Origin of the sequence: Streptomyces sp. NPDC048258 (genome assembly GCF_043201995.1) — a bacterium.
Lineage (GTDB): Bacteria > Actinomycetota > Actinomycetes > Streptomycetales > Streptomycetaceae > Streptomyces.
The window spans coordinates 123,640-149,854 of the sequence record NZ_JBICZH010000012.1; the positions used below are offsets into that span (position 1 = coordinate 123,640).

Annotated in this window: 28 protein-coding genes, 1 tRNA gene and 1 riboswitch; of the genes, 10 read left to right on the forward strand and 19 right to left on the reverse strand. The window is 71.1% G+C overall.

Going from position 1 to position 26,215, the window contains the following annotated elements:
- Positions 1 to 14: 14 nt before the first annotated feature.
- The gene (locus tag ACGFYQ_RS26175) at positions 15 to 1,109 is read left to right on the forward strand and encodes a Gfo/Idh/MocA family oxidoreductase (RefSeq protein ID WP_393747840.1); all 1,095 of its coding nucleotides are present in this window, start codon (positions 15 to 17) and stop codon (positions 1,107 to 1,109) included.
- A gap of 104 nt (positions 1,110 to 1,213) precedes the next feature.
- On the forward strand, positions 1,214 to 2,407 hold the full coding sequence (locus ACGFYQ_RS26180; RefSeq protein ID WP_393747842.1) for an ALF repeat-containing protein: 1,194 nt from the start codon (positions 1,214 to 1,216) through the stop codon (positions 2,405 to 2,407).
- A gap of 79 nt (positions 2,408 to 2,486) precedes the next feature.
- Here the strand turns inward: ACGFYQ_RS26180 and ACGFYQ_RS26185 are convergent, their stop codons facing one another.
- From ACGFYQ_RS26185 to ACGFYQ_RS26200, 4 genes are all read right to left on the reverse strand, one after another.
- The gene (locus tag ACGFYQ_RS26185) at positions 2,487 to 3,344 is read right to left on the reverse strand and encodes a fumarylacetoacetate hydrolase family protein (RefSeq protein ID WP_393747844.1); all 858 of its coding nucleotides are present in this window, start codon (positions 3,342 to 3,344) and stop codon (positions 2,487 to 2,489) included.
- Between the two features lie 122 nt (positions 3,345 to 3,466).
- The gene (locus ACGFYQ_RS26190; RefSeq protein ID WP_393747846.1) at positions 3,467 to 4,147 is read right to left on the reverse strand and encodes a YidC/Oxa1 family membrane protein insertase; all 681 of its coding nucleotides are present in this window, start codon (positions 4,145 to 4,147) and stop codon (positions 3,467 to 3,469) included.
- A 114-nt stretch (positions 4,148 to 4,261) separates the two neighbouring features.
- On the reverse strand, positions 4,262 to 4,687 hold the full coding sequence (locus tag ACGFYQ_RS26195; protein WP_393747848.1) for a DUF6412 domain-containing protein: 426 nt from the start codon (positions 4,685 to 4,687) through the stop codon (positions 4,262 to 4,264).
- 101 nt (positions 4,688 to 4,788) lie between these two features.
- Positions 4,789 to 5,580, reverse strand: coding sequence for a class E sortase (locus ACGFYQ_RS26200; RefSeq protein WP_393747850.1), 792 nt, complete (start codon positions 5,578 to 5,580; stop codon positions 4,789 to 4,791).
- Between the two features lie 68 nt (positions 5,581 to 5,648).
- Here ACGFYQ_RS26200 and ACGFYQ_RS26205 point away from each other — a divergent pair, with 68 nt between their 5' ends.
- Positions 5,649 to 6,656, forward strand: a complete 1,008-nt coding sequence (locus ACGFYQ_RS26205) for an SEC-C metal-binding domain-containing protein (protein ID WP_393747852.1) — start codon at positions 5,649 to 5,651, stop codon at positions 6,654 to 6,656.
- Positions 6,657 to 6,706: 50 nt separating this feature from the next.
- Here ACGFYQ_RS26205 and ACGFYQ_RS26210 read toward each other — a convergent pair whose 3' ends face one another.
- From ACGFYQ_RS26210 to ACGFYQ_RS26220, 3 genes are all read right to left on the reverse strand, one after another.
- Positions 6,707 to 7,717, reverse strand: coding sequence for a YDG/SRA domain-containing protein (locus ACGFYQ_RS26210; RefSeq protein ID WP_393747854.1), 1,011 nt, complete (start codon positions 7,715 to 7,717; stop codon positions 6,707 to 6,709).
- A gap of 23 nt (positions 7,718 to 7,740) precedes the next feature.
- Positions 7,741 to 8,757 carry a hypothetical protein gene (locus tag ACGFYQ_RS26215; protein ID WP_393747856.1) on the reverse strand — a complete coding sequence of 339 codons (1,017 nt, stop codon included), beginning with the start codon at positions 8,755 to 8,757 and terminating at the stop codon, positions 7,741 to 7,743.
- A 718-nt stretch (positions 8,758 to 9,475) separates the two neighbouring features.
- Positions 9,476 to 10,012, reverse strand: coding sequence for a GNAT family N-acetyltransferase (locus tag ACGFYQ_RS26220; protein ID WP_393747858.1), 537 nt, complete (start codon positions 10,010 to 10,012; stop codon positions 9,476 to 9,478).
- 183 nt (positions 10,013 to 10,195) lie between these two features.
- Here ACGFYQ_RS26220 and ACGFYQ_RS26225 point away from each other — a divergent pair, with 183 nt between their 5' ends.
- Complete coding sequence (locus tag ACGFYQ_RS26225) at positions 10,196 to 10,375, forward strand: hypothetical protein (protein WP_393747860.1); 180 nt, start codon at positions 10,196 to 10,198, stop codon at positions 10,373 to 10,375.
- Positions 10,376 to 10,424: 49 nt separating this feature from the next.
- Entirely contained in the window at positions 10,425 to 10,724 is a 300-nt protein-coding gene (locus ACGFYQ_RS26230) for a hypothetical protein (RefSeq protein WP_393747862.1), read from the forward strand.
- 143 nt (positions 10,725 to 10,867) lie between these two features.
- Here the strand turns inward: ACGFYQ_RS26230 and ACGFYQ_RS26235 are convergent, their stop codons facing one another.
- The 5 genes from ACGFYQ_RS26235 to ACGFYQ_RS26255 form a co-directional block, all read right to left on the reverse strand.
- A complete protein-coding gene (locus ACGFYQ_RS26235) occupies positions 10,868 to 12,124 on the reverse strand; it encodes a DUF445 domain-containing protein (protein ID WP_393747864.1) in 1,257 nt (418 codons plus the stop codon).
- Positions 12,125 to 12,982: 858 nt separating this feature from the next.
- Positions 12,983 to 13,624 (reverse strand): DUF1707 domain-containing protein, encoded by a 642-nt coding sequence (locus tag ACGFYQ_RS26240; RefSeq protein WP_393747866.1) that lies wholly within the window; start codon positions 13,622 to 13,624, stop codon positions 12,983 to 12,985.
- Between the two features lie 108 nt (positions 13,625 to 13,732).
- Positions 13,733 to 14,707 carry an ATP-binding cassette domain-containing protein gene (locus ACGFYQ_RS26245; RefSeq protein WP_393747868.1) on the reverse strand — a complete coding sequence of 325 codons (975 nt, stop codon included), beginning with the start codon at positions 14,705 to 14,707 and terminating at the stop codon, positions 13,733 to 13,735.
- A gap of 2 nt (positions 14,708 to 14,709) precedes the next feature.
- Complete coding sequence (locus ACGFYQ_RS26250; RefSeq protein WP_393748100.1) at positions 14,710 to 15,480, reverse strand: ABC transporter permease; 771 nt, start codon at positions 15,478 to 15,480, stop codon at positions 14,710 to 14,712.
- Between the two features lie 91 nt (positions 15,481 to 15,571).
- Positions 15,572 to 16,375, reverse strand: coding sequence for an ABC transporter permease (locus tag ACGFYQ_RS26255; protein ID WP_393747870.1), 804 nt, complete (start codon positions 16,373 to 16,375; stop codon positions 15,572 to 15,574).
- Positions 16,376 to 16,633: 258 nt separating this feature from the next.
- Between ACGFYQ_RS26255 and ACGFYQ_RS26260 the strand changes: the two genes are divergently transcribed.
- Complete coding sequence (locus tag ACGFYQ_RS26260) at positions 16,634 to 19,102, forward strand: transglycosylase domain-containing protein (RefSeq protein WP_393747872.1); 2,469 nt, start codon at positions 16,634 to 16,636, stop codon at positions 19,100 to 19,102.
- Positions 19,103 to 19,162: 60 nt separating this feature from the next.
- On the opposite strand, the gene ACGFYQ_RS26265 is transcribed toward ACGFYQ_RS26260, so the two are convergent.
- The 3 genes from ACGFYQ_RS26265 to ACGFYQ_RS26275 all read right to left on the reverse strand — a co-directional run bounded on the left by ACGFYQ_RS26265 (position 19,163) and on the right by ACGFYQ_RS26275 (position 20,352).
- The gene (locus ACGFYQ_RS26265) at positions 19,163 to 19,483 is read right to left on the reverse strand and encodes a DMT family transporter (protein ID WP_393747874.1); all 321 of its coding nucleotides are present in this window, start codon (positions 19,481 to 19,483) and stop codon (positions 19,163 to 19,165) included.
- Positions 19,484 to 19,514: 31 nt separating this feature from the next.
- Positions 19,515 to 19,584: riboswitch (guanidine-III (ykkC-III) riboswitch) on the reverse strand.
- A gap of 62 nt (positions 19,585 to 19,646) precedes the next feature.
- Positions 19,647 to 19,988: a co-chaperone GroES gene (locus ACGFYQ_RS26270; RefSeq protein ID WP_359942254.1), complete on the reverse strand. Its 342-nt coding sequence runs from the start codon at positions 19,986 to 19,988 to the stop codon at positions 19,647 to 19,649.
- A 46-nt stretch (positions 19,989 to 20,034) separates the two neighbouring features.
- Positions 20,035 to 20,352: a DUF3618 domain-containing protein gene (locus tag ACGFYQ_RS26275; RefSeq protein ID WP_393747876.1), complete on the reverse strand. Its 318-nt coding sequence runs from the start codon at positions 20,350 to 20,352 to the stop codon at positions 20,035 to 20,037.
- A 109-nt stretch (positions 20,353 to 20,461) separates the two neighbouring features.
- Between ACGFYQ_RS26275 and bcp the strand changes: the two genes are divergently transcribed.
- The 3 genes from bcp to ACGFYQ_RS26290 all read left to right on the forward strand — a co-directional run bounded on the left by bcp (position 20,462) and on the right by ACGFYQ_RS26290 (position 22,219).
- Entirely contained in the window at positions 20,462 to 20,929 is a 468-nt protein-coding gene (gene bcp / locus ACGFYQ_RS26280; protein ID WP_393747878.1) for a thioredoxin-dependent thiol peroxidase, read from the forward strand.
- 146 nt (positions 20,930 to 21,075) lie between these two features.
- Positions 21,076 to 22,095, forward strand: a complete 1,020-nt coding sequence (locus ACGFYQ_RS26285; protein WP_393747880.1) for an HNH endonuclease signature motif containing protein — start codon at positions 21,076 to 21,078, stop codon at positions 22,093 to 22,095.
- A gap of 40 nt (positions 22,096 to 22,135) precedes the next feature.
- A tRNA-Leu gene (locus ACGFYQ_RS26290) sits at positions 22,136 to 22,219 on the forward strand.
- A gap of 59 nt (positions 22,220 to 22,278) precedes the next feature.
- Here the strand turns inward: ACGFYQ_RS26290 and rdgB are convergent.
- From rdgB to ACGFYQ_RS26310, 4 genes are all read right to left on the reverse strand, one after another.
- Positions 22,279 to 22,893 (reverse strand): RdgB/HAM1 family non-canonical purine NTP pyrophosphatase, encoded by a 615-nt coding sequence (gene rdgB, locus ACGFYQ_RS26295; protein ID WP_393747882.1) that lies wholly within the window; start codon positions 22,891 to 22,893, stop codon positions 22,279 to 22,281.
- A 31-nt stretch (positions 22,894 to 22,924) separates the two neighbouring features.
- Entirely contained in the window at positions 22,925 to 23,320 is a 396-nt protein-coding gene (locus tag ACGFYQ_RS26300; RefSeq protein ID WP_393747884.1) for a hypothetical protein, read from the reverse strand.
- Between the two features lie 101 nt (positions 23,321 to 23,421).
- Positions 23,422 to 24,147, reverse strand: a complete 726-nt coding sequence (rph, locus tag ACGFYQ_RS26305) for a ribonuclease PH (RefSeq protein ID WP_030717976.1) — start codon at positions 24,145 to 24,147, stop codon at positions 23,422 to 23,424.
- A gap of 140 nt (positions 24,148 to 24,287) precedes the next feature.
- Positions 24,288 to 24,623: a PTS glucose/sucrose transporter subunit IIB gene (locus ACGFYQ_RS26310; protein ID WP_362392053.1), complete on the reverse strand. Its 336-nt coding sequence runs from the start codon at positions 24,621 to 24,623 to the stop codon at positions 24,288 to 24,290.
- A gap of 127 nt (positions 24,624 to 24,750) precedes the next feature.
- Here ACGFYQ_RS26310 and ACGFYQ_RS26315 point away from each other — a divergent pair, with 127 nt between their 5' ends.
- Entirely contained in the window at positions 24,751 to 26,061 is a 1,311-nt protein-coding gene (locus ACGFYQ_RS26315) for a PTS transporter subunit EIIC (RefSeq protein WP_393747887.1), read from the forward strand.
- Positions 26,062 to 26,215: the final 154 nt, after the last annotated feature.

A 26,215-nucleotide genomic window follows, 5' to 3' on the forward strand; every position in this document is an offset into this window, starting at 1 on the left:
CCAAAGTGGTGTCCATGAACGCCACCGCCCCCGCCACCCCGCTCCGCGTCGGCCTCGTCGGCTACGGACTCGCCGGTTCCGTCTTCCACGCCCCCCTCGTGGCGGCCACCGAGGGCCTCGTCCTCGACACGGTCGTCACCTCCGACCCGGGCCGGCAGGCCCAGGCCCGCGCCGAGTTCCCCGACGTCAGGATCGCCGCCTCCCCCGATGAGCTGTGGACGCGCGCGGGCGGCGCGGACGCCCTCGGCCTCGTGGTGATCGCCTCCCCCAACAAGACCCACGTCCCGCTCGCGACGGCCGCCCTCACCGCCGGGATCCCGGTCGTCGTGGACAAGCCGCTCGCCGCGACGGCCGCCGAGGCGCGCGAGCTCGCCGAACTCGCCGAGCGGACGGGGACGTTCCTGTCCGTCTTCCAGAACCGCCGCTGGGACAACGACTTCCTCACCCTGCGCCGCCTCCTCGCGGACGGCGAACTCGGCGAGATCCAGCGCTTCGAGTCCCGCTTCGAGCGCTGGCGCCCGCAGCTCAAGGGCGGCTGGCGCGAGTCGGGCGCCCCGGAGGAGATCGGCGGGCTGCTGTACGACCTGGGCAGCCACGTCGTCGACCAGGCGCTGGTGCTGTTCGGCCCGGCGGTACGGGTCTACGCCGAGGCGGATGTGCGCCGACCGGGTGCCGAGACCGACGACGACACCTTCATCGCGATCACGCACGCGAACGGGGTCCGCTCCCACCTCTACGTCAGCGCCACCACCGCCCAGCTCGGGCCGCGCTTCCGGGTCCTGGGTTCCCGGGCCGGGTACGTGAAGTACGGCCTCGACCCGCAGGAGGGCGCCCTGCGCGAGGGGCTGCGGCCGGGCGGGGACATGCCGTGGGGCGAGGAGCCCCCTCACCTGTGGGGGCGGCTCGGGGCCGGCGAGTCCCCGCTGACCGGCGGCGGGGTCCCGGCTCCGACGGCTCCGGGCGACTACCCGGCGTACTACGCGGCGGTGGCCGCCGCACTGCGCGAGGGCGGGCCCAACCCGGTCACGGCGTACGAGGCCGCGCGGTGCCTCGACGTACTGGAGGCGGCCCGCAGGTCGTCCCGGGACGGGGTGGTCGTCGAGCTGTGAGCCTGCGAGCCGCTTCATCCCGAAAATCGGCACTTCGGGCCCGCTAAACGATCTATCCTGCACAGGTTGTCGATCATCACACATGTGAAGAATGGACTCAGCCTGTGAAGCTGCCCCGGATCGCGTCGGTCGTGGCGGCCGCCGCGATAGCCCCGGCCGTCCTGCTCGCCTCCCCCGCCTTCGCGGCTGACGCCGCGTCGCCGTCCGGGCCGTCGGCGCCGAGTGCGCCGACCGCGCCCGACAAGGCCCCCGGGGACGAGAAGGGTCCCGCGGACGAGAAGCCTGCGGAGGACCCCCAGGCCGCGAAGGACCGGGCCGCGATCCAGGCGATCCTGGCCGACCCCGCGCGCGGACCGGGCGTGCGCGAGGCTGCCGAGAAGGCGCTCAAGGGAACGGCCGAGGCGATGCGGCACTTCCTGGAGGTCGTCCTGGCCGAGCAGCAGTTCGACGACGACTTGGTGAAGGTCAGCCGGATCCACGGCGCCGGCGGCGTCGCCGTGAAGCGGGAGGCCGAGAAGGCCCTGCGGGCCGGAACCCAGGCCGCGCTCACCGCGTTCCTCAAGGAGGGCCAGCACAAGGCCCGGTACGAGGACGACCAGGTGGAGCTCTTCCGCATGCTGAACGGCGCGGGCAAGGGCATCCACGACGCCGTCGTGAAGCTGCTGCGCGAGGGGACTCCGGAGCAGGTGCGCCAGTTCATCGAGACCGGCCAGCACCAGGTCCGGGCGAGCGACGACCGCGTCGAGATCGCGCGCATGCTGAACGGCGCCGGCCCGGGCCTGACGGCCGCCATCAACGCGCTCCTCAACGGCCACCCGTCCAACGCGGAACTGCGGGAGTTCGTGAAGACCACGCAGCACACGCTGCGCGACGAGGACAACAGCGTCCTGATCTGGTCGATGCTGAACAACGCCGGTCCGGAGCTGAAGAAGGCGGCGATCGCCGCGATCAAGGGCACTCCCGAGGACCGCGCCGCGTTCCTGAAGACCGGCCAGCACGAGGCGCGCGCCAAGGACAAGGCCGCCGAGGACGCGGCGCACAAGACGGGTAAGGACGGGTCCACCGGTACGGGTACGGGCACCGGGACGGGCACCGGGTCCGGGACGGGGACCACGCAGGCCGTGTCGCAGACCACCGGCAACACGAACGTGACCCCGGCGGGCGGATCCACCTCGCTCGCGAACACCGGCGCCGGTTCCGAGAACGCCTGGATCGCGGGCGGCAGCGCCGCCGCACTCGCCGCGGGCGCTGGCCTGGTGCTCACCAACCGCCGTCGCCGCACCTCGTCCGAGGGCTGACCAGGACCTGGACCGGGAGCGCGTACGCGAGGGGCGGGGCTGCCACCGGCGGCCCCGCCCCTCGCGCATGCTCCGGCTGCTAGGCGCTCTTGAACTCCTGGCGCTGGCGGCCCAGGCCCTCGATCTCCAGCTCCACGACGTCACCGGCCCGCAGGTACGGCTTCGGCTCCGGCTGGCCCATGGCCACGCCGGCCGGTGTACCGGTGACGATGACATCGCCCGGGTACAGGGTCATGAACTGGCTCAGGTACCGCACGACCTCGCCGACCGGGAAGATCTGGTCCGCGGTGTTGCCGTCCTGCTTGAGCTCGCCGTTGACCCACAGCTTCACGTCCAGGACCTGCGGGTCCGGGACCTCGTCGGCCGTGACCAGCCAGGGGCCGAGCGGGGTGAAGGTCTCACAGTTCTTGCCCTTGTCCCAGGTGCCGCCGCGCTCGATCTGGAACTCGCGCTCCGAGACGTCGTTGACCAGCAGGTACCCGCCGACGTGCGCGAGGCCCTCCTCGGCGGAGGCCAGGTAGCGGGCGGTGCTGCCGACGACGACGCCGAGCTCGGCCTCCCAGTCGGTCTTCACGCTGCCGCGCGGGATCAGCACGGTGTCGTCCGGGCCGACCACGGTGTCCGCGGCCTTCAGGAACAGGATCGGCTCGGCCGGGGGCTCGGCGCCGATCTCGGCCGCGTGCCCGAAGTAGTTCAGTCCGATGCCCACGATCTTGCCTATGCGGCCGACCGGCGCTCCGATCCGCTGCCCTTCGGCGTCCAGGACCGGAAGCTCGCCCGCTTCCACCGCTTCCCTTACCCGGGAGAGTACGGAGTCGTCGGCGAGGAAAGCCCCGTCCACATCCGTGATCAGGCCGGACAGGTCACGCAGGGTCCCGTCCTGGTCGAGCAGCGCGGGGCGCTCCGACCCGACGGGTCCGACACGCAGCAGCTTCATGGGCATTCTCCCGTGGTCGTGGGTGGTCGGCCCATGGGCGTGCCACGGGCCGGCCGATGGGTTGCGGCCATCGGAGGATTGGTCGATCCTCCAAGATGCCCGACCAATCCGCAAGACCCTGTTCACGGACTGGAACGCACCGCTCCGGCGGTCGCCGCCCGGTGCTGGAGCCAGGCGCGCTCCGCCACCGACCACGCGGTGGTCGTCAGCAGGTAGAGCCCGGCGGCCAGCGGCACCACGGCGGCGGTGATCAGCGTCCCGAAGGACAGCAGGGGCAGTACGCCGCCCAGCTTGCGCATGACCTCCTGCTGCTCGGCACTCACCTCCGCCGCGACCCCGGCGCCGGCCTTGGCCTTGGCCTTGCCCCGCCCGGCGGGCACCACCGGGGCCGAGGCAGCCGCCAGCGCAGCGGCCCGGCGCCCCCGTACCGCACTCCACGCGGCCACCACCCCGATCGCCGCGAACAACCCGAGGAACACCAGCCCCTGCGCTCCGAACAGGCCGCCCTGCCCCAGCGCCTCGACCCACCGGGCCCCGAGCGGCGCGGCGAACAGCCGGTGCGCCAGCAGCTCGTCCGCCGAGGAGAAGGCCTGGTACACCAGGAAGAACACCGGCAGTTGCAACAGCACCGGCAGGCACCCCGCCACCGGGGTCGCCCCACGGAAGGCGGCCCGGCTCAGCGGGTGCAGGGCGAGCCGTACGAGCACGGTGAACAGCACGATCGCGGCAGCGGTCGCGGACTCGGCCAGTACCGGCTCCAGCAGCCGGCCCAGCTCAACAACAAGATGGGTGAAAACGGACACGCGGGCCCTCCGAAGGGTCTCGTCGAACGTCGAAAGAGATGCGTTTCGGCGTGACGACCCGCGAGGGGCGACAACAGTGATCAGTCAGCAGAAGGCGTGAGGTACTGCGCGCCCCTACGCGGCCGTCGGGACGAGACGGCCGGGCGCCCTGGGCCGCGACCGGCCCGAAGCGTCGGGATCGCGCTGCGGCAGGAACGCCGTGCGCTGCTCGCGATCACGGATCGCGGTGCGTATTCGGTGCGGCGGCACGGGCCGCACCAGCCGCGCGACGGCGGCCAGGGCCTCGGCGCCCACGGCGACGGTGGCGGCAAGAGCGACAACGACCGCTCCCAGCCCACCCCCCTCGCCGGCGAACAGCCCGAGGACTCCCCCGAGCAGCACCAGCACGGGCAGCAGCAGGGCCGCCACCCACGAGGCCAGGGAGGCCGGGGAGGCCGGGGAGGCCTGGGAGGCCTGGGAGGCCTGGGAGGCCTGGGTGGTCCGGGAGGCCGGGGTAGCCCGGGTGGCCCGGGAGACGAACAGGAGGAAGCGCCGAGCCATACGGACCTCCCCCTTCCACTCCCGCGCACGAACCTCCGTACGAGATCCGCTACTTGCGATCGATCCTAACCGGGCCCACTGACAACGGAACGGGGGCGGGGTCAGGGCTTGAGAGTCCCCCACACCACCAGCCGGTACTTGGAGGTGTACTCGGGCGTGCAGGTGGTGAGCGTGATGTACGCGCCGGGCTCGCTGTACCCCTGGTCCGGCTTCACCACGCTGCGCGGCACGGGCGCGATCACCCCGGTGTCGCGCTCGGTCGTCTCGTTCAAGATCTTCCCGACCACGTACGTGTAGCGCCGCCCCTGCACATCGACGATCAGCTCGTCCCCGCCCCGCAGCCGGTTGATGTACCGGAAGGGCTCCCCATGCGTATTGCGGTGCCCCGCCAGCGCGAAGTTCCCCTGCGCCCCGGGCCCGGCGGTCCCGGGGTACTGCCCGGCGTACCCCTTGTCGAGCACGGCCCGCTTGTCGACCCCCTGCGCGACGGGGACGACGAGGCCGAGCCGGGGGATGCGCAGGACGGCGTACGCCTGATCCCGAGCCGGCCGGGACGGTGCCGACGCGGGGGCGGGGGCCGCGGGCGACCGCGAGGGTGACGGCGATGCGGCATGCTCCACGTCGCCAGAAGGAGCGGACGGGACGTCGGAAGGCAGGACGCCGGAGGTTCCCTCAACGGGCCCGGCAGGGGAGCCGACCCACTCCCTCTCCAAGGCCCTGACCTGCTCGCGCGCCGCGGCCGCGGCCTGCCGGTTGGTCCACCACACCTGGTGCACCACCAGGAGCGCCACCACCACGCCCACCGTCGTGATCACCTCGGCGCACACCCACAGCGCCCGCGCGAACACGTCCCGCCGCGCCGACCCGCCGCCGCCCTGAACCACCACAGCCATGTGATCCCGCACGGGCCGCACCCTAAGTCCTCCCCCCTCAACTGACCAGCGGCAGTACGCTGCAAACCATGCGCCCCGACACGCCTGCCGAGCACATCGCCGAAGCCGAGCGCCTCATCCGCACGGCGACCCGCTACCCCGAGGACCAGGAGCCGTTGCTCCTCCAGGCCGCGGCCCACCTCGAGTTGGCCGACGCACGCGATCGGGCGAGCGCCCTGTACGACCAACTCCTCTCCGCCTCCCCCGCCGACCCGCACCTGATCAAGGCCTTGCAGGCGGCGAACCTCTGGGAGTACGGCCACGAGGCCGAGGCCCGCGCCCTCATCAACGGCATCCGCGCCGCCGCGCCGAAGGACCCGGCGCCCTGGGAAGTCATCGCGGAAGCCCTGGAAACCCACGACGAGTTGGAAGCCTCGCACGACTGCTTCACCGAGGCGGCGAGCCTCCTCATCACGGAGGACGCTCCGCTGACCCCCGCCACGACCGCCCTCCTGACGGGCCGCCACCGGGTCCGCCGCCTCCTCGCCCTCCCCCACGACGACTGGGACATGGTCGCCGACACCCGCCACATCGGCCCGATCCCCCTCGACGAACTCCACGACCCCAAGCGCATCTGGGCCCTGGGCTCGGACGACCCGGCCGAACTCCGCGCCGAGATCGCCCGCCTGCGCGCCGAACTGGGCGACCGCCGCGCCGCCCTCTCCCGCCCCTTCCCGGTGGCGATCCTCCACTGGCCCCAGCGCGAACTCTCCGAGCTCCTGACCAGCTACCCGACCCTCGCCGCGGAGTACCCCTCACAGGAGGCCCACCTGACGCAGGTGGAATCCTCCCTCCGCGCCCTCGCCGCCTCGGGCACGACGAACCTCGGCATCGTCACGGGCAGCGTCCCGTCGTACGAGGCCTTCGCAGCCTCGGAGAAAACCTCCCCGGCCTCCCCGTCCCTCCTGGCCGAATACGCCACGACCCTCGCAGCCCGCGGCAAAGCCACCCCATGGCCCCCCACCCCCACGTCCCCCTGCTGGTGCACCTCGGGCAAGCCGTACGCGGAATGCCACGGCGAGGCGCGGACTAGGTAGCCGACGTGGGGACAGGGAGCCAGGGGCCACGGGGCCGGGGCGGAACCGGGCTATTTTGCTGCCCGGTCTCGCTCGAACGAGTCCCACCAGTCGCGCTGATAAGCGGCGTAGGCCTGGTGAAGGCCGTGCTCCTTCTTCATGAGGAGCCGCGGCAGGGTCGTGCGCGACTCAGAATGAGGAACACGCTCGATCACACTCCAGTCCTCGCCGATGGAGATGGCCCCGATGTCCAATCGCGCATGGCAGTTGGGGCAGAGGCACAGGATGTTGCGCTCAACATCCGGCCCCATGTGGGGTGCAGCCAGCGGCTTGAGGTGAGCCCCCTCGCAATACGGCCGGGAATTGGCGCCCACCAGCTGTATGCCACAGGCCTGGCACTGCCCGCCGTACAGGTCCTTGATTCGGCGGGCAGCAGCCGTATCGCGGATCATGCGCTGGACCTGCATGGTCCGCGTCTGCGGAAACTTCTCCGCCTCACTGAATCCGGGAAGTTCAGCAACGGTACGTTCCACCGTCGTGAGTTCCTGATCAGATTCCGGAAGTCGTTCGAGTATGAACTGGCAAATGGAGATCGGCTCGCCAGCCAGTCCCGGCGTGCCGGAAGTGCCCGTGCGCGCTTGAGCGATGCGGTACAGGCCGTCGTAGCGATAGCCGTCACTCGGCGAATAACGATCGTCACCCTTGTGCCCACGAAGGATCCGAATCGGATGCCCACGGTCGTAGCTGAGCTTCAACGCGGCGTTGTCTGCATAATCCCAGCTCTGGCTTACCTTCAGCCGCTTGGTCTGCGGATCGCGATCTGCATCGGGAGAGGCACCCGTGTAGAGAATCTCATGCCAGGAATCGTCATCGTCGAGATATCCGCCATTGAGGACGATCGCATCAGAAACGAAGGCGCCGTCCACATCCTTGAGCTTAGAGATCCCCCGCTGCAGATCGCCATGGAGGCGCGCATCGAAGACATCTCTGCGCCGTCGAAGCACAGAACCGATTTCGATTCCGTCGATATGACCTACAACTCGCTCAACCGTCATCGCAGCAGCATAGCCATCCTCGATCAAGGTCGGTCATTTTTTAGCATCAACTACAGCGGCAGTGGGAGCTGTTGGTGGCCGCGGGCCTGGGCTGTGGGTGGGGTGGGGCGGGGGGTGGTGAGGGTGAGGAGGGTGCGGAGGGCTGAGATGACCTCCGTGGGGGTGTCGCGGATCATCGACGGGGTGGCGCTGACCACCAGGATGCCGTGGGACTCCAGGCGGAGGCGGCGGCGGAGGGTGGCGTGCCAGGCGTCGCGGGTGTAGTGGTACTCCGCCGAGTCGATTTCCAGGGCGACGCCCTCGTCGGGCCAGTAGGCGTCCGGGCTGGCCAGGAAGGTGCCGTCCGGAGTGTAGAGGCGGGCGTTCCACAGCGGGGTCGGGAGGTCCGTCTCGTTGAGGGTGTCGCGGGCCTGCGCCTCGGCGATCGAGCGGACTCCGGCGAGGAGTTCGGCTGCGGCGGCGCGGATCGTGGGGCGGGTGAGGAGGCGGGCGGCGCGGAGTTCGGCGTGCAGGTCGTGCGGGTGGCACCAGCCGGCCTGGACTACGTGGGCGAGAGTCGAGCGGATGCGGTCGGGGTCCTGGGTGCGGGCCGCGAAGTCGGCCGCCGCGCGGACCGGGCGGGTGCTGGGGATGCCGGAGATCGTGATCGTGCGCGGCCAGCGCGAGGTGGGGAGCGGACGGACCTCCGGGGTGCCGGTGAGCCGACGCGGGGCGCGGATCAGTACGTCGACCGGGGTATCCGGGGTGTACGAGGCGTACGCGGTGTACGGGGCCTCGCGGATGCCGAGGAGGGCGAGGGCGGCGGCGCCGGTGAGGGCGGCCGTGTCGCCGGACAAGGGGTCGGCGGTGGGCTCGGCGGCGTACAGGACGGCGGCCAGGGCGCGTTGGCGGTGGTCCGGGGGGCCGGTCTGGAGGAGGTAGACCCGGGGCAGTAAGCGCTGCCAGGGGCCACCCGTACGGGTCCGGGAGGTGATCGTGCCGCCGGGGACGCCGGCGGCGGTGAGCTGGTGGCGCGTGGCCAGGTTGAGCTGGCGGCGGGGCGCGGGGGTCTGCTGGACTGTGATCATGCGGCCGGTATGCCCCGCCGTGATCCACCGGACACACCCTTCCTTCCGTCCGTCGGGCGGTCAGGCTGGCTGGCCGACTGGCCGACTGGACGGCCGGGCTAGCCGACCGGATGGCCGGGGTGGCCGACGGGTCGGGGTGGCCGACTGCCTGGAAACGAGGGGGCCGTCTGGCCGGACGGACTGCCGGGATCGCTGGGGTGTCCGGATGACCGGGATGTCCGGGATGGCCGACTGGCCGACTGGCCGAACGGCCAGGGTGGCTGGGGTGGCCGACCGCCCGGGCTAGCCGGGGTCGGGATGGTCGGTCAAGGCAGCTGGCTGAGTGAGGGTCTGCGGCCATGCCATGGGTCTCCTCACCCCGGCAGGGGCCGGGGGGAAGGTCGCGAGGCGGAGGTGGGGGCCCCGACGAAGGCAAGGGAAAGCCTCGATGGTCTCGACGAGGCCGGGGGTCGCGCCGTCGGGTGAGAGAGGCCTCCGTGGGCTCGGAGGTGAGGGGCGCTTGCGGTGCGCCGCCGAGGGGATCGGCCCGGCCCGGTGCCACTGGTGGTCCAGGCGGTGGGCGCACGTCGCAGTAGCAGCTGGGGACGGGGCGGCGGTGACCGACGGCGACATGGGGGGCACCGACGTGGGGGCGCCGACGCTCGGGTTCCCCGGACGAATTCTGGGGGCGGTAGTCGCGGCAGGGGGCGCGGGCCCGGCCTGGCCCGCCTTACCGGCCCTAGCGGTTCGGGTGGTCCGGGGACAGGAAGACGATCACCCCCGTCTCCGTGCCGGGGCGTGCCGCGACCTCGTGCCAGCCGAGGCGGCGGTACGTGGCCACGGTGTCGGTGGCCAGGCGGGAGGTCAGCAGCCAGGCGCGCCGGTCCGGGGCGTCGGCGGTGATCTCGGTGAGCAGGGCCCGGCCGGTGCCGCGGCCGCGCGCGTACGGGCGTACGGCGAGTTCGTCTATCTCCAGGGCCCCGGTGAGGAGTTCCTTCACGCGGTCCGGGCCCAGTTGCGCCGCGACCTGGGCGTACGCGCGGTTCTTGGGGAAGGCGGCCGGCGTGATCCAGCCCGTGGCGAAGCCGTCGATGCCGGTCGCGGACTGGGCGAGGGCCGTACGGAATCCACGGCGCCGGGCGTCGACCGGGAGGCGGGCGGCGAACTGGCGAATGGTTTCTTCGTCCTCGTTCCAGGGTGGGCCCGAGAAGACGTCGGCGTAGGCGTCGACCAGTTCGTCCGCGAGGTCGAGGACGGCCTGTCCGTAGCAGATCACGATGTCCTGGCTCCTGAAGTCGAGTGGGTGGGTAGGTAGGCGGGATTTTCCCCTTTGGGTGGGGAGAGTGAATTTATGCGATTCGGGTTCCTGGGGCGGACATCGCACGGATCCGGCGAGTGTGCGACAAATCCCCTCCCCGCCCTCCGTGTCGGGAAACCCGGCGGCCGCGTTGATCAGCCCGTGGACAGACTGCTTCGCGCGGCCGGCCGGTGCGCGCTCGCCTTTCTTCTCGTGCTGGGCGTCGTGGCGTTGCTGCCGCGCGGGCTGCGGGACGCGGTGCCGGATGCCGTGATCGGCGGAGCCGTGCTCGTGCTGGGCTGGGTGCTGGGCGCCCACCGGATGGCCGGGCGTCCGCGTTAGCCTCGTAGGGCATTCCCCATGACGAGAAGACAGACCCGAGGAGTTCGACATGGCGCGCGTACCGAGTTCCGTGGTGGCGGCCGCCGGGCTGGTCGGCGGATACGCCGTCGCCCGGTGGACCAAGAAGCGGCCCCTGGGCGGTGTCGTCCTCGGCGCCGCCGGGCTCGCGGCCGGACGGGAGTGGCACCGCCGGGGCGGCGCGCCCGCTGCGGCGGGGCTCGGAGCCCTGTACCTTGCCGGGTTCGCGGGCTCGCACCCGCTGGCCAAGAAGGTCGGCGCATGGCCGGCCGTCTTCGGGGCCGCGGGGGTCGTGGCCGCCGCGTCCTGGGCCGTCGCCGACCGCGGCTGAGGCACGGAGGTAGCGACGGCGCCGGGCGGCGCGGCTCGGTCCGTCGCCGACCACAGCTGATCGGCGGCACGGGCGGCGGACCGGGCGTTCGGAACGGGCTACGGCCCGACGCCCGCCCCGAGCGCCCGGCCGACGAGCCGGCCCTACGCCCCGAAGGCCCGGGACACCGTGTAGATCAGCAGGCCCGCCAGGGCGCCGACCACCGTGCCGTTGATGCGGATGAACTGCAGGTCCCGGCCGATGTGGGCCTCGATCTTGCGGGATGTGTGCTCGGCGTCCCAGCCCGCCACCGTGTCCGTGATCAGCGAGGTGATCTCGGTCCGGTAGTTGGTGACGACGTACACCACCGCGCCCTCGATCCAGCCCTCCACCTTGGCCTGGAGGCGGCCGTCCGAGGCCAGCCGCGCCCCCAGGGACATCAGCGAGGACCGGACCCGCAGGCGCAGCTCGCTGCGCTCGTCCTCCGCCGCCGAGATGATCATCGAGCGGATCGCGGTCCAGGCGGAGGCGATCACGTCCTGGACCTCGCCGCGCGCCAGCAGCTCGGACTTGAGCCGTTCGACCCGAGCCCGGGTCTCCGTGTCCGACTGGAGGTCGGCCGCGAAGTCCGTCAGGAAGCGGTCCACCGCGCCGCGCGCCGGGTGCTGCGGCATGTCCCGCATCTCCGTGACGAAGCGCAGCAGCTCCTTGTACACACGGTCGCCGACCTTGCGGTCCACGAACCGCGGGGTCCAGCCGGGCGCTCCGCCCTGGACCGCGTCCATCACCGACTCCCCGTGCGTGACGAGCCAGTCGTGGGCCTTGGCGCACACGAGGTCGACGGCACGGTGGTGGCCGCCTTCCGCGACGACCCGCTCCAGGGTCTTGCCGATGCCGGGCGCGATCTCGGCCGTCTCGGCGCGCCGGGTGATGGCCTCGCCCACGACGGCCTGCACATCGGAATCGCGCAGTACGGTCAGGGCTCCGCGCAGGGCGGTGGCCAGCTCCGCGGTGACCCGGTCGGCGTGCGCGGGCTCGGCCAGCCAGGCGCCGAGGCGGCCGCCGATGCCGAGGGCGTGGAGGCGGGCCTTGACCACGTCGGCGGAGAGGAAGTTCTCGCCGACGAACTCCCCGAGGGTGACGCCGAGCTGGTCCTTCTTGGTCGGGATGATCGCGGTGTGCGGGATGGGCAGGCCGAGCGGCCGCTTGAAGAGGGCGGTGACGGCGAACCAGTCCGCGAGCGCGCCGACCATTCCGGCTTCGGCGGCCGCCGCGACGTAGCCGGCCCAGCCGGCGGCGCCGGCGTGCTGCGCCCACTTGGCCAGTACGTAGATCAGCGCGACCAGGATCAGGAGGCCGGTGGCGGTGGTCTTCATCCGGCGGACGCCGCGGCGGCGCTCCTCGTCGGCGGCGCTGAACACGAACGCTCCGCGGGTGGGCGGGGTCGGGGTCGGTGCGGTTGCCGCTGCCGCGTGCGGTGGCCGTGGCGGTGGGGCGGCACCTCCGACTGTGGTGCGGTTGTCCACGAGCTCCTGCCTTCCCCCGGGGGCGCCGGTTTTGTCTGCATAGCATCCGACTACTGGGAGGCGCGAGGAGTTCCCGGCACGCCGTTTCGCCTCCCGCGAGGGGGTACGGCTCCCGCCGCCGCACCCTCGCCGACCTGGCGGCCGGCACCGCTCCCGCTCCCGCGCCGGAGCCCGGGCGGTCCCGGCCCGGTGGGCCATGGCCTGCGGCGCCCGGGCCGCGGGCCGGCATAGCCCGGCGGGACCGGAAACCCAGCCCCGCGACCCCGTAGCCAGGCAGCACGGCCGACAGGCCGACAGGCCGAGCCGCGCCCGCCACCGCGCGCCGGCCCCCGGGCCCAGGGACGGGGGCGGGGGCGGGGGTGGTACGGGGGACGGAGGCGGTACGGCCGCAGGCCGACAAGCCGAGCCGCGCCCGCCACCGCGCGCCGTCTCCCGGACCAGGGGACGGAGACGGTACGGGGGGACGTGGGCGGTACGGCCGCAGGCTGGATGAGGCCGAGCCGCCGCAGGGCCCCGGATCCCCCGGCCACAGGCCGAGTCGTACCCGGTCCCAGCCACCCGGGGTCGAGCCGCGCTCGGTCCAGGCCCCCAGCCACCCCAGGGTCGAGCCACGCTCGGTGCAGGCCCCGCAGGCCCCGCAGGCCCCCGGACCCCCGGACCCCCGGGCCCCCAGGCCCCCAGGCCCCCCAGCCGCCCCTCGACCGAGCCGCACTCCGCCCGCTCAACGGCAGGCGAGGCCCACCAGCCATCCCGCTACAGCTGCTTGCGCAGCTTCGGCGACTTCGGCGGTTTGACCTTGATCTCCACGCCGCCCCAGAAGGCGAAGCCCGTCACGGTCACGCGGGGGGCGCCCGGCTCCGTCGGGCCGCTGCCGAGGCGCTGGTCGAAGGCGCCCATGACGCCGATGCCCCGTACGTCGACCTCCACGCCCGGCGGCACGGTGATCTGGATGCCGCCCATGATCGCGACGCAGTTGATCACCACCTCGCGCTGCGCGAAGTTCGCCTCGCGCAGGTCCAGCTCCCCGCCGCCCCAGAACGCCACCGCGTCGAAGCGGGCGGGCACCGTCCACGAGCCCTTGCGCTGGAAACCCGACATGACCGCCACCGCCGTCGCTGACGTCGCCGACCCGCCGATCCGCCCCGGCCAGGACGAACCGGACGGCACGGGCGCCGGCAGCGGCGCCGCGCCCCCCGCCACGGGCAGGTCCCGCGTCAGCGGCTCCAGTTCCGCGTACGTCCGGGACTTGTACGCAGCCTCCAGCCGCTCCTCGAATTCCTCCATGTCGAGCCGGCCCTCGGCGACGGCGTCCCGCAGACGCTCCACCACCCGGTCCCGGTCGGCATCCGACGCCCTCAACTCCGGCAACGGCTTCTCCGGCCGCTCGTCACTCATGCGGACCAGACTATGCAGGGAACACGGGGAGTTGTACGGCTTGAACCCCTGTCCGACTCCGGGTTGCCCCTGATTTATCCCGCCCCCTGAACCGCCCCGAGCCCGCCCTCACCCCCGCCCCGCGTACATCCGCGCGATCACGTCCTCGATGTCCGGTTCCCGCACCGACAGGTCCACCAGCGGGTACCGCGCCGCCACCTCCGCCACCAGCGGCGCCGCCGAAGCCCCCGCCGGGAACGCCAGCCACTGCCGCGGCCCCTCCACCCTCACCACCCGCGCGCCCGCCAGCTCGATCGGCGCGAGCTCCCGCTCCAGGTCGACCACCAGGGTCCGCTCGCTCTCGCCCACCGACCCGGCCGCATGCAGACCGCCGAGCGACCCGTCGTACATCAGCCGCCCGTGGTCGATCACCATCACCCGCTCGCACAGCTGCTCGATGTCCTGGAGGTCGTGCGTGGTCAACAGCACCGTCGTGCCGAGCTCCGCGTTCAGCTGCCGCAGGAAGCCCCGTACCTTCGCCTTGCTCACCACGTCCAGCCCGATCGTCGGCTCGTCCAGGTACAGCACGTCCGGATCGTGCAGCAGCGCCGCCGCGATGTCCCCGCGCATCCGCTGCCCCAGCGACAGCTGCCGCACCGGTACGTCGAGCAGCTCGGCCAGGTCCAGCCGGTCCACGCAGCGCTCCATGTTCTCCTCGAACCGCGCCCGCGGGATCCGGTACATCCGCCGCATCAGCCCGTACGAGTCCTTCAGCGGCAGGTCCCACCACAGCGTGGTGCGCTGCCCGAACACCACCCCGATCCGGTGCGCGAGCCGCATCCGCTCCCGCGCCGGGTCGATGCCCGCGACCCGCAGCCGGCCGCCGCTCGGCGTCAGGATCCCGGTCAGCATCTTGATCGTGGTCGACTTCCCGGCGCCGTTGGGCCCGATGTAGCCGACCACCTCGCCCCGCGCCACCTCGAAGCTGATCCCGTCCACCGCCCTGACCTGGCGTTTCTCCCGGCGCATCAGCCCCACCCGGCGCCGTACGTCGAAGACCTTCTCGACCCCGTCCAGCGAGATCAGCGCATCCACCACGGCCACGGCTAGCTCCCCGTGCTTCGGTACGAACGGACTCCCGCGCGCCACGCCAGCGACGCGGGCAGGAACACGGCGAAGGCCACCAGCGGGCTCAGGTACGCCGCCCACCCCGGCAGCCCCAGCGGATCGGGCCGCCCCAACACGTGCAGCGCGGGCAGCCAGTTGACGAAGGCCAGCGGGACGACGAAGGTCACCCCGCGCAGCAGGTCCTTCGCGAAGACCGTCGGCGGGTACTGCAGCATCGTGCAGCCGCCGTACGTGAAGGAGTTCTGCACCTCCGCCGCGTCCCCGGCGATGAACTGGAACGCCGCCCCGGCCACCATCACCGCCCCGAAGATCGCCGCGCCGGCCAGCACCATCACGGGCACCAGCAGCACCTTGCCGGGAGTCCACTCCACCTGCGGACCCAACGCCCAGACCGCCCAGGCCAGCACCCCAGTCCCCTGCCCGACGCGCCCCAGCCGGCGCAGCGCGAACCGGTCCGCCGCGACCTGCGCCAGCACCGGAACGGGGCGCACCAGCATGGTGTCGAGCGAGCCGTCGCGGATCCGGACCCCGATCCGGTCGGTGTTGCCCAGCAGCAGGTCCGCCAGGCCCAGGGAGGCCGAGCAGGACCCGTAGAGCAGGGCGATCTCGGGCAGCGTGAAGCCGCCGAGGACATCCACGTGCGAGAACATGATGGAGATCGCGACGAAGTCGAGGAGAGTGATCGCCGCGTTGCCGACGAGCGACAGGACGAAGGACGTCCGGTACGTCATCGTCGCGCGGATCCACATCGCCACGATCAGCCCGTAGCCGCGCAGCCCCTCGCGCACCCGGCCGCGCCGGGCCACCACCACGGCCGCGAACTCCCGCTCCAGCACCGCCTCAGCCACCCTGGACCACCACCTTCCGCGTCGCGGCCGACTGCAACAGCCGCCCCGCGCCCAGCAGTACGCACGCCCACCCGGCCTGGAACCCCAACGCCCCCGCCGCGCTCCCGGACCCCGCGTGCCTGCCCAGCAGCACGTCCATCGGGACCTGGAGCATCGCCGCCCACGGCAGCGCCTGCACGAACTCGCCGAAACCGCCCGGGAAAACGGTCAGCGGCAGCAGCATCCCGGAGAAGAAGATCGTGACGACGGTCGCCATCATGTTGATCCCGGACCCGTCCATCAGCCAGAACGCCGCCAGCCCCAGCAGGTAGCGCACCGCGAAACTCACCGTCAGCGCGAGCAGGACGGAGACCAGGAACAGCAGCCAGCGCAGCGGATCTGCGGGCAGCGCCAGCCGGAACGCCAGCGCCCCGACCGCCAGCGGGACCACCCCCCGCCCCACCAACTGGAAGGCGGCCCGCCCCAGGTCGGCCGCGAGCCACCACATCTGCAGGTCCGCCGGCCGGTACAGGTCGACGGCGATGTCCCCCGTACGGACACGCTCCTGGAGCTCTTCCTGGAAACCGCCCCCGATCAGCGCCCCGGCGGCGAGCAGCGACTGGCTCACCCATACGAAAGTCAGGGCCTGCGCCTGGTCGTAGCCGCCGAGTCCGGGCCGCTCGTCCCACAGCGCGATGTACGTGTACGCGACGATGAAACCGAACACGGTGTTGGTGAACACACCGGCCGCCGTCGCCGTCCCGTAGGTGGCGTAGCGCCGGAACCCGCCTGCCGCGACAGCCAGATAGAGCCGCACTCTCCGACGCGCCGTCCCGAGCGCCGTCCCACGCGCTGCCCCGCGCGCTCTCTCACCCGCACTCTCACGCACTCTCTGACGCACCGTATCCCTCCGTTTCCCACGTCGTTCCTACGTCGGCCAAAGCGCGCGAGCTTAGTGCGGAGGGGCGAGCCACGCGACCGATTTACCCCCGTCCGGCGCGTAATCACCGGTCATCGGGTAGACACCATGAGGTACAGAAGTGGATATTTCGCACGGCGTCGAGGAGTCCTGGAGATGAGCGACCAGTCACGACCCCCGGGCTGGACCCCTCGCGACCCGGACACACCGCCCGAGGGACCCCCGACACAGCCGCAGAAGCCCGGCACGGCACCGCAGCCCGGCACGGCACCGCAGCCCGGCACGAAGGCCCGCCGGAAACGGACCGGCTGGCGCCGCGCCCTCCCCACCTGGCGCATGGTGCTGGGCGGCGTCCTGCTCCTCGCCCTGCTGCTCGGCGGTGCCCTCGTCGCCGGCTACCTGTTGGTGGACATCCCGCCGGCCAACTCCGCCGCGACCGCGCAGTCCAACGTCTACCTCTACTCCGACGGGTCCCAGCTCGCCCGCGACGGCGAGGTCAACCGCGTCAACGTCCCGCTCTCCCAGATCCCCCGGACCGTCCAGGAGGCCGTACTGGCCGCCGAGGACCGGGACTTCTACTCCGAACGGGCGGTGGACCCCAAGGCGATGGTCCGCGCCGCCTGGAACACCGCGACCGGCAAGGGCACCCAGTCCGGTTCGACCATCACGCAGCAGTACGTCAAGAACTACTACCTGGGCCAGGAACAGACGATCAACCGGAAGGTCAAGGAGTTCTTCATCGCGATCAAACTCGGTCGCGAGAAGTCGAAGAACTACATCCTGGAGGGGTATCTGAACACCAGTTACTTCGGCCGCAATGCCTACGGCATCCAGGCCGCCGCCCAGGCCTACTACGGCAAGGACGTCGCCAACCTCACCACCGCCGAGGGCGCGTACCTCGCCACCCTCCTCAACTCTCCCAGCGCCTTCGACGTCGTCTCGCACCCCCAGAGCCGCCCCCGCGCCCTCGCCCGCTGGAACTACGTACTCGACGGCATGGTCAAGAAGAACTGGCTGCCCGCCGCCGAACGCGCGACGACACAGTTCCCCGAGCCGGGCAAGGTCCGCGCCGCCGCCGGACTGTCCGGGCAGCGCGGGTACCTGGTGGAGGCCATCAAGGACTACATCGTCGACCGCAAGATCCTCGACGACAAAACCCTCGCCGAAGGCGGCTACCGCATCACCACCACCATCGACAGACGCCGCCAGAACGCCTTCGTCGAAGCCGTCGACGAGCAGATGGTCGCCAAACTCGACCCGGAGAAGCGCAAGGCGGACCGGGTGGTGCGGGCCGGCGGGGTCTCCATCGACCCGGCCACCGGCAAGGTCGTCGCCATGTACGGCGGCATCGACTACACCAAGCAGTACGTGAACAACGCGACCCGGCACGACTACCAGGTCGCCTCCACCTTCAAGCCGTTCGTCTTCGCGGCCGCCGTGGAGAACGACACCCGCACCCAGGACGGCCGCCGGATCACGCCGAACACCATCTACAACGGCGACAACAAGCGCCCGGTCGTCGGCGGCCGGATCCGCTTCGCCCCCGAGAACGAGGGCCAGGTCTCGTACGGGAACATCACCGTCAACACCGCCACCGACCTCTCCGTCAACGCCGTCTACGCGCAGATGGCGGTCGACGTCGGCACCGCGAAGGTCAAGGACACGGCCATCGCCCTCGGCATCCCCGAGGACACCCCGAACTTCCCGCCCGTCCCCGCCATGGCGCTCGGCACCCTGCAGGCCAGCGTCCTGGACATGACCCAGGCGTACGCGACCCTCGCGGACCACGGCCGCCGCACCCCGTACACCTTCCTGGAGAAGATCACCAAGGGCGACGACACGATCGGCCTGCCCGAGCGCACGCCCACCCAGGCCGTCAGCCGCGAGGCCGCCGACACCACCACGTCCATGCTGGTCAGCGTCGTCGACAACGGCACCGGCACGGCGGCGCTCGCCGCCGGCCACCCGGCCGCGGGCAAGACCGGGACCGGCGAACTGGACCGCTCGGCCTGGTTCGCCGCGTACACCCCGGACCTGGTCACGGTGGTCTCGATGATGGGTCAGGACCCGGACACCGGCGCCCTGGAGTCGCTGTACAACGCCCTCGGGGAGCCCCGTATCGGCGGTGGCGGCTACCCGGCCCGGATCTGGGCCGCGTACACGAAGACGGCACTGGAGGGCAGCGACCCCGTCGACTTCGACCTGGAACTCCAGCCGGGCGCGGGGGAGCCGCCGCCCCTGCCGCCCGCCCAGACGGATCGGCCCGAGGAGACGCCGGGCGACGGCACACCGCCCCCTTGGGTACGACCGACCCGGCCGGTCCGGCCCACTCCGCCGACGGGCGGGCAGGACAACGGGGGCCGGGACAACGGGGGCCGGGACAACGGCGGGCAGAACCAGGGAGGCCAGACCCAGGGAGGTCAGGACAACGGCGGGCAGGACAACGGCGGCCGGACGCAGGGCGGGCAGACCCAGGGCGGGCAGACCAACGGCGGCACCACCCAGGGCGAGCAGGGAGGCACCACCACGGGAACGACGGGCACGACGGGTGCGACGGGCGGGCGGGGCACGGACGGCGGCGGCGCGACCGAAGGCGCGCGCCCGCCATCGGCGTTCCTGGAATGACCCGGGCCGGGGACCCGGCGACCCGGGGACCCGGAGACCCGCGGACCCGGAGACCCGCGGTCAGTGACCGGAGGTCGCCTTCAGCCCCACCACGGCGACCAGCAGCAGGGAGATGAAGAAGATCCGGGCGGCGGTGACGGGCTCACCCAGCACCGCCATACCGAGCACGGCCGCCCCGGCGGCGCCGATGCCCACCCACACCCCGTACGCCGTACCGATGGGCAGGGACTTGGCGGCGTAGGAGAGCAGCACCATGCTGGCGACGATCCCGGCGCCCGTGAACACACTGGGCCACAGCCGGGTGAAGCCCTCGGTGAACTTCATGCCGATCGACCAGCCGACTTCGAGCAGACCGGCGACAAGCAGCAGAACCCAGGCCATGACGGCACCTCCGAGACATCGAGCGATACGGGGTGCGTCGTCTTGTCGTACCCGGTACGGCGCGTCTCGTCGGGTTCCCCTCAACCGTAGCAAAGGAAGGCGAAAGGGGCCGGTGACCTCGGCCACCAGCCCCTTTCACGTGCTACAGGTCAGTTTCGAAGGGTCAGAGGTACAGGCCGGTGGAGTCCTTCGCCCCCTCCAGCCGCTCGGCGGCCACGGCGTGCAGGTCCCGCTCGCGCATGAGCACGTACGTCGCACCCCGCACCTCCACCTCGGCCCGGTCCTCCGGGTCGTACAGCACCCGGTCGCCGGGCTCGACGCTCCGTACGTTCTGCCCGACCGCGACCACTTCCGCCCAGGCCAGCCGCTTGCCCACCGCGGCCGTCGCCGGGATGAGGATGCCGCCGCCGGAGCGGCGCTCGCCCTCCGGCAGGTCGGACTTCACGAGCACGCGGTCGTGAAGCATGCGGATGGGCAGCTTGTCGTGGGTGGTGTTCTCGCTCACCCTCCGAACCTACCCGCCCGCGTCCGCGCCGCGCTCCGCAGGGTCATCAGCGCTTGCGCCGCACCGAGAGCGCCAGTACCCCCACCACACCCGCCGCGACCAGCGCGACGGGCACGATCCGCTCGATGCGCGGGGCCCCGTCCTCGTGGCGCAGGGCGCCCTTCACGTCCGTCACGAGGCGGTTCACCGCGACGAACGCCCGCCCGAGGGTGTGGTCGACCGTCGAGGCGACCCTGGCCTTCGCGTCCCCGATGATCGTCTTCGGGTGCACGCGCACGGCGATCTCGTCGAGCGTCTCGGCGAGCTGCTCGCGGCGGCGGACGATGTCCGCCTCGATCTGTGCGGGGGTCCTGGCTTCCGGCACCGCGCTGCCTCCGTCGTCGTTTCGTCTGTGGGGGCGTAGTCCGCCATGAACAGTCTGTCAGCAGCTTAGTCTCGTGCCATACCGATCCCCTCTTGAGGAGACTGCCGACATGAGCGAGCGACTTCAGCCGGGCGACACCGCCCCCGCCTTCACCCTGCCCGACGCGGACGGCAACGAGGTCTCGCTGGCCGGCCACAAGGGCCGCAAGGTGATCGTCTACTTCTACCCGACCGCGATGACGCCGGGCTGCACCAAGCAGGCCTGCGATTTCACGGACAACCTGGACGTACTGGCGACGGCCGGCTACGACGTCATCGGCGTCTCCCCGGACAAGCCGGAGAAGCTCGCGAAGTTCCGCGACAAGGAGCACCTGAAGGTCACCCTGGTCAGCGACCCGGAGAAGGAGACCCTGACCGCGTACGGCGCGTACGGCGAGAAGAAGCTCTACGGCAAGACGGTGACGGGGGTCATCCGCTCGACGGTGGTCGTGGACGAGGAGGGCAAGGTCGAGCACGCCTTCTACAACGTCAAGGCCACGGGCCACGTAGCCAAGATCATCAAAGACCTGGGCATCTGACCCGACCCTTTCCGAACGGAGCGGCCCGCACCCAACCGGTGCGGGCCGCTCCGTTTATCGGACGAAATCGACCGTAACCGTCCGACTATCGGCCCGTTACTCCGTACGAGGCCCGCACGCGCGGCCGGGAAATGGAGAAACGGAGCATGGCCGATCCGTATGACCGCGGAACACTGACCACTGCGGTCGCCGAATCAAGGGGTTGGGCCGACCTGATGCGGCGACTCGGCCTCAGAGAGAGCGGTGGGCAACGCCGCGTACTGCAGGAGAAGGTTGCCCATCACGGAATCGACAGCAGTCACTTCGCGAAGCGCAGTCCGTGGCGCAAGTACCCGGACGAGGCCATAGCTGCCGCAGCGGCTTCATCAACCACATTGCGCGAGGTGGCCGTCAAGCTCGGCGCCCCTCCAGCCACCGGCACCCTGTCGCACATCGGCCGCCGGATAGCGGCGGCCGGCATCGACATCAGCCACTTCCCCGGCATGGAGCGGGGGCGCGTCGACCTACCGTTCACCACCGAGGAACTCGCCATTGCGGCGGCCTCCGCCACAAGCATCCGCAGCGCGGCTCGGGCTCTGGGCGTGCCGGACGACAGTCGGTCCCGCGCCGCGCTCGGGAGGATGTTGAAGGAGCACGGCATCGACACCACGCACTTCCGGAACTTCCGGTTGATCATCCCCGAGGAAGCCCTGCGCACGGCCGTCCCGGCGGCGTCGAGCTACGCAGACCTCATGCGCGCCCTCGACCTCGCCGTCAATGACGTGAATCACCGCCGCGTCCGGCGTCGGGTCGCTCAACTCGGACTCGATGTCAGCCATTTCCAGCGCCGCGCGTGGGCGACCACTCGGGCGGCGTCGACCAGGAGCGTCGCGGCGGACACGCTCGTCAGGCTTCCCGAGGGATCACCCCGTACCAACCGCTCCCGCCTTCACCGGGCACTACGGGAGATCGGCATCCCGTACATCTGCGGAGCCTGCGGGAATCCGGGAGAATGGCTGGGACAGCCGATCACGCTCCAGATCGACCACATCAGTGGCGACTGGCTCGACAATCGCCGCGAGAACCTCCGCTACCTGTGCCCCAACTGTCACTCCCTGACGGACACGTGGTGCCGCAATCGCCGCCCCAAACCTGCCGCCCTCCGTGACTCCCCCGTAGACTGGTAGCAGCCCAGTCAGGCTCAATGTCCGAATTGGGCTTTATGTCGCGGTTGTGGTGGAATAGGCAGTCACGCTTGGTTTAGATCCAAGTGGGGTAAAACCCGTGGGGGTTCGAGTCCCCCCAACCGCACGTCAACGCCGAGTGCCCCGTACGCAGCAATCGCGTACGGGGCACTCGGCGTACCAGCGTCAGCCCAGGAGTTCCCTGACCACCGGGACCAGGGCGCGGAAGGCCTGGCCTCGGTGGGAGATGGCGTTCTTTTCCGCCGGGGTGAGTTCCGCGCAGGTGCGGGACTCGCCCAGTGGCTGGAGGATCGGGTCGTAGCCGAAGCCGCCCGTGCCCGACGGGGTGTGGCGGAGGGTGCCCAGGAGGCGGCCCTCGACGACGCGTTCGGTGCCGTCCGGGAGGGCCAGGGCCGCCGCGCAGAAGAAGTGGGCGCCGCGGTGCTCGTCGTCGATGTCGCCGAGCTGCGCCAGCAGGAGGCGGAGGTTGGCCTCGTCGTCGCCGTGGGCGCCGGCCCAGCGGGCCGAGAAGATGCCGGGGGCGCCGTTCAGGACGTCCACGCACAGGCCGGAGTCGTCGGCGACCGCCGGGAGGCCGGTGGCCCGGGCCAGGGCGTGGGCCTTGAGGAGGGCGTTCTCGGCGAAGGTGACGCCGGTTTCCTTGACGTCCGGGATCTCGGGGTACGCGTCCGCGCCGACCAGCTCGTGCGGCAGGCCGGCGTCGGACAGGATGGCGTGGAGTTCGGCGATCTTGCCCGCGTTGCGGGTCGCGAGGATGAGGCGGCTGGGCGTGGAGGTCATGGCCCCCATTATTTCCCGGCCGCCGGCCGCGTCAGCCCGGGGTGCAGACCTTGGAGATCTCGCTCGCCGCGTCCGCGACCGGCTGGATGTCCGGGGTGGCGTCGCCGTTCTGGATGGCGGTGCGGACGTTCTTGACCGCCGTGTTCATCGAGTCGATGGCCTTGCCCAGGTCGGCGTTGTCCGTCTGGTCGCCGATCTTCTTGAGGTTCGTCTCGATCTGGTCGAGCGCGTTCTGGGCGTCCTGGGGGCTGTTGCCCGCCTGGGAGACCGCCTGCTGGAGGTCGTTCGCGCCGTCGGTGATGGCCACGGCCGTGTTCGCGCAGTCCATGGCGGTGGAGATCGCGTCGCAGGCCGTGAGGGCGGGGAGGGTCAGAGCGGCCGCCACGACTATGGCGGCGATGCGGTGCTTCGGCTTCGTCGTCTTCATCTTCGGGTCCCCCAGGGAATCGGATACGTGGACGGGCGCACGGCTTTGACACCGTGCGCCCGTACCAGGACGGACGCGAATCCGCGCGCCGCGGTTGCCGCTTACAGTTCCAGCGCGCCCAGCTGGATGGCTTCCAGGTCCGCGCAGCCGCCGGCGGCGAGGTCCAGGAGGGCGTTGAGTTCCTTGCGGTCGAAGGGCTCGCCCTCGGCGGTGCCCTGGACCTCGACGAAGCGGCCGTCGCCGGTGCAGACCACGTTCATGTCCGTCTCGGCGCGCACGTCCTCCTCGTAGCAGAGGTCGAGGAGCGGGACGCCGTCGACGATGCCGACGCTGACGGCGGCGACGGTGCCGGTGAGCGGCTTGCGGCCGGCCTTGATGAGCTTCTTCTGCTGGCCCCAGGCGACGGCGTCGGCGAGGGCGACGTAGGCGCCGGTGATCGCGGCGGTGCGGGTGCCGCCGTCGGCCTGGAGGACGTCGCAGTCCAGGACGATGGTGTTCTCGCCGAGGGCCTTGTAGTCGATGACGGCGCGCAGCGAGCGTCCGATGAGGCGGGAGATCTCGTGGGTGCGGCCGCCGATCTTGCCGCGTACGGACTCGCGGTCGCCGCGGGTGTTGGTGGAGCGGGGCAGCATCGAGTACTCGGAGGTGACCCAGCCTTCGCCGCTGCCCTTGCGCCAGCGCGGGACGCCTTCGGTGAAGGAGGCGGTGCAGAAGACCTTGGTGTCTCCGAAGGAGATGAGGACGGAGCCCTCGGCGTGCTTGCTCCATCCGCGTTCGATGGTGACCGGGCGGAGCTGTTCGGGCGTACGGCCGTCGATGCGAGACATGGCTCCGAGCCTAGTCCCTGCGGGGGAACGCGAAGACCCCGTCCAGGTGTATCCGGAACGGGGTCTTACGGGGTCTTGCGGAGTCTTGCGGGGTCTTACGGGGTCTTGGCGTACGACGGGCGAGCCTGGAGGGGCTCAGCTCACATCATGTCTTCGATCTCGCCGGCGATCGGGTCGGCGTCGGTGCCGATGACGACCTGGATCGCGGTGCCCATCTTGACGACGCCGTGGGCGCCGGCGGCCTTCAGGGCGGCCTCGTCGACGAGGTCCGGGTTGTGGACCTCGGTGCGCAGGCGGGTGATGCAGCCTTCGACCTCGTCGATGTTGTCGATACCGCCGAGCCCGGCGACGATCTTCTCAGCCTTGGTGGCCATGTGTTTCTCCCTGAGTGTTACGAAGAACGAGTCTCGGCGGCCAGGTATCCGGATACCCACCTGTGTGATCCGCTTTGTCACGGTAACCCACGGTTGGCCCATCTATGCGAGCACGTGACTGCCGTCTACCGAATGATGACGATCAGCAGCAGCCTGCCCACAACTGGTCTACACCAGTGTGCCGCACGCGCCGCAACTGCCAAAAACGGGCCGGTCAGGGAGGACGCCGATGAGCGCGAGCAGCGCGAGCAGCGCCGCAGCAGTGCCCCAGCAGAAGTGGTGGAACGGCATGTTCCAGGGGCTGCAGAAGATGGGGCGGAGCCTTCAGCTGCCGATCGCCGTACTGCCCGCGGCGGGCATCCTGAACCGCCTGGGCCAGCCCGACGTCTTCGGTGTGGACGGCCTCGGCTGGACGGACGTCGCCCGGGTCATGAACGCCGCGGGCGGCGCCCTGCTCAATGCCGACCTCGGCCTGCCGCTCCTCTTCTGCGTCGGTGTCGCGATCGGCATGGCCAAGAAGGCCGACGGTTCGACGGCACTGGCGGCGGTGGTCGGCTTCCTCGTCTACCGCAGCGTCCTGCGTGCGTTCCCCACGGCCTGCCCCGCGGGGACCAGGGACGTCGGGGGCGGCTGCCTGGGGGAGGACTTCACCCTCGCCGAGTACACCTTCCAGAACCCGGGGGTGTTCGGCGGCATCATCATGGGCCTGCTGGCCGCCTGGTTCTGGCAGCGCTTCCACCGGGTGAAGCTGGTCGACTGGCTCGGTTTCTTCAACGGCCGCCGGCTCGTCCCGATCATCATGACCTTCGTCGCGATCGGCTTCGCCGTCATCTGCCTGTGGATCTGGCCGCCGATCGGTGACGGGCTGGAGAGCTTCTCCGACTGGCTGGTGGGCCTGGGCTCCTGGGGCGCCGGGATCTTCGGCGTCGCGAACCGCGCGCTGCTGGTGATCGGCCTGCACCAGTTCCTGAACGTGCCGGTGTGGTTCCAGTTCGGCAGTTTCACCAAGCCGGACGGCCAGGTGGTCCACGGCGACATCACCATGTTCCTCAGCGGGGACCCGGAGGCCGGGCAGTTCCTCACCGGCTTCTTCCCGATCATGATGTTCGCTCTCCCGGCGGCGGGGCTGGCGATCACCCATTGCGCGAAGCCGCGGCGGCGCAAGGAGGTCGGCGGCCTGATGCTGTCGGTCGCCCTGACCTCGTTCGTCACCGGCATCACGGAGCCGCTGGAGTACTCGTTCCTCTTCGTGGCGCCCCTGCTGTACGTGATCCACGCGTTGCTGACGGGCGTCTCGATGGCAGTGACGTGGGCGCTGGGCGTCCACGACGGCTTCAGCTTCTCGGCCGGTCTGATCGACTACGTCATCAACTGGACCCTGGCGACCAAGCCGTGGCTGATCATTCCGATCGGCCTGTGTTTCGCGGTGGTCTATTACGCTGTCTTCCGCTTCGCGATCACCAAGTTCGACCTGGCCACCCCGGGCCGGGAGTCGGACGAGGAGATCGAGGAGATGCAGAAGGAGAACGTCAAGGCGTAGGCACCGTCCGGCGGCCCACCGGACCTTCGGCCCGCCTCGCATGGCCCTCGGATCCTCGGATCCGGGGGCTTCGGCCATGTCCGGACCTCCTGTGGTGTAGACCACAGGAAATCGAAGGTTCCTTATCTAACCCTCACCGTGTTACAACTGGTCT

Coding starts and splice junctions, on each gene's coding strand:
- ACGFYQ_RS26175 (WP_393747840.1), top strand. CDS start 15: ATGAACGCCACCGCCCCCGCCACCCCGCTCCGCGTCGGCCTCGTCGGC.
- ACGFYQ_RS26185 (WP_393747844.1), bottom strand. CDS start 3,344: ATGAAGCTGCTGCGTGTCGGACCCGTCGGGTCGGAGCGCCCCGCGCTG.
- ACGFYQ_RS26195 (WP_393747848.1), bottom strand. CDS start 4,687: ATGGCTCGGCGCTTCCTCCTGTTCGTCTCCCGGGCCACCCGGGCTACC.
- ACGFYQ_RS26200 (WP_393747850.1), bottom strand. CDS start 5,580: ATGGCTGTGGTGGTTCAGGGCGGCGGCGGGTCGGCGCGGCGGGACGTG.
- ACGFYQ_RS26205 (WP_393747852.1), top strand. CDS start 5,649: ATGCGCCCCGACACGCCTGCCGAGCACATCGCCGAAGCCGAGCGCCTC.
- ACGFYQ_RS26215 (WP_393747856.1), bottom strand. CDS start 8,757: ATGATCACAGTCCAGCAGACCCCCGCGCCCCGCCGCCAGCTCAACCTG.
- ACGFYQ_RS26230 (WP_393747862.1), top strand. CDS start 10,425: ATGGCGCGCGTACCGAGTTCCGTGGTGGCGGCCGCCGGGCTGGTCGGC.
- ACGFYQ_RS26240 (WP_393747866.1), bottom strand. CDS start 13,624: ATGAGTGACGAGCGGCCGGAGAAGCCGTTGCCGGAGTTGAGGGCGTCG.
- ACGFYQ_RS26250 (WP_393748100.1), bottom strand. CDS start 15,480: ATGTGGATCCGCGCGACGATGACGTACCGGACGTCCTTCGTCCTGTCG.
- ACGFYQ_RS26260 (WP_393747872.1), top strand. CDS start 16,634: ATGAGCGACCAGTCACGACCCCCGGGCTGGACCCCTCGCGACCCGGAC.
- ACGFYQ_RS26265 (WP_393747874.1), bottom strand. CDS start 19,483: ATGGCCTGGGTTCTGCTGCTTGTCGCCGGTCTGCTCGAAGTCGGCTGG.
- bcp (WP_393747878.1), top strand. CDS start 20,462: ATGAGCGAGCGACTTCAGCCGGGCGACACCGCCCCCGCCTTCACCCTG.
- ACGFYQ_RS26285 (WP_393747880.1), top strand. CDS start 21,076: ATGGCCGATCCGTATGACCGCGGAACACTGACCACTGCGGTCGCCGAA.
- rdgB (WP_393747882.1), bottom strand. CDS start 22,893: ATGACCTCCACGCCCAGCCGCCTCATCCTCGCGACCCGCAACGCGGGC.
- ACGFYQ_RS26300 (WP_393747884.1), bottom strand. CDS start 23,320: ATGAAGACGACGAAGCCGAAGCACCGCATCGCCGCCATAGTCGTGGCG.
- rph (WP_030717976.1), bottom strand. CDS start 24,147: ATGTCTCGCATCGACGGCCGTACGCCCGAACAGCTCCGCCCGGTCACC.
- ACGFYQ_RS26310 (WP_362392053.1), bottom strand. CDS start 24,623: ATGGGCCAACCGTGGGTTACCGTGACAAAGCGGATCACACAGGTGGGT.
- ACGFYQ_RS26315 (WP_393747887.1), top strand. CDS start 24,751: ATGAGCGCGAGCAGCGCGAGCAGCGCCGCAGCAGTGCCCCAGCAGAAG.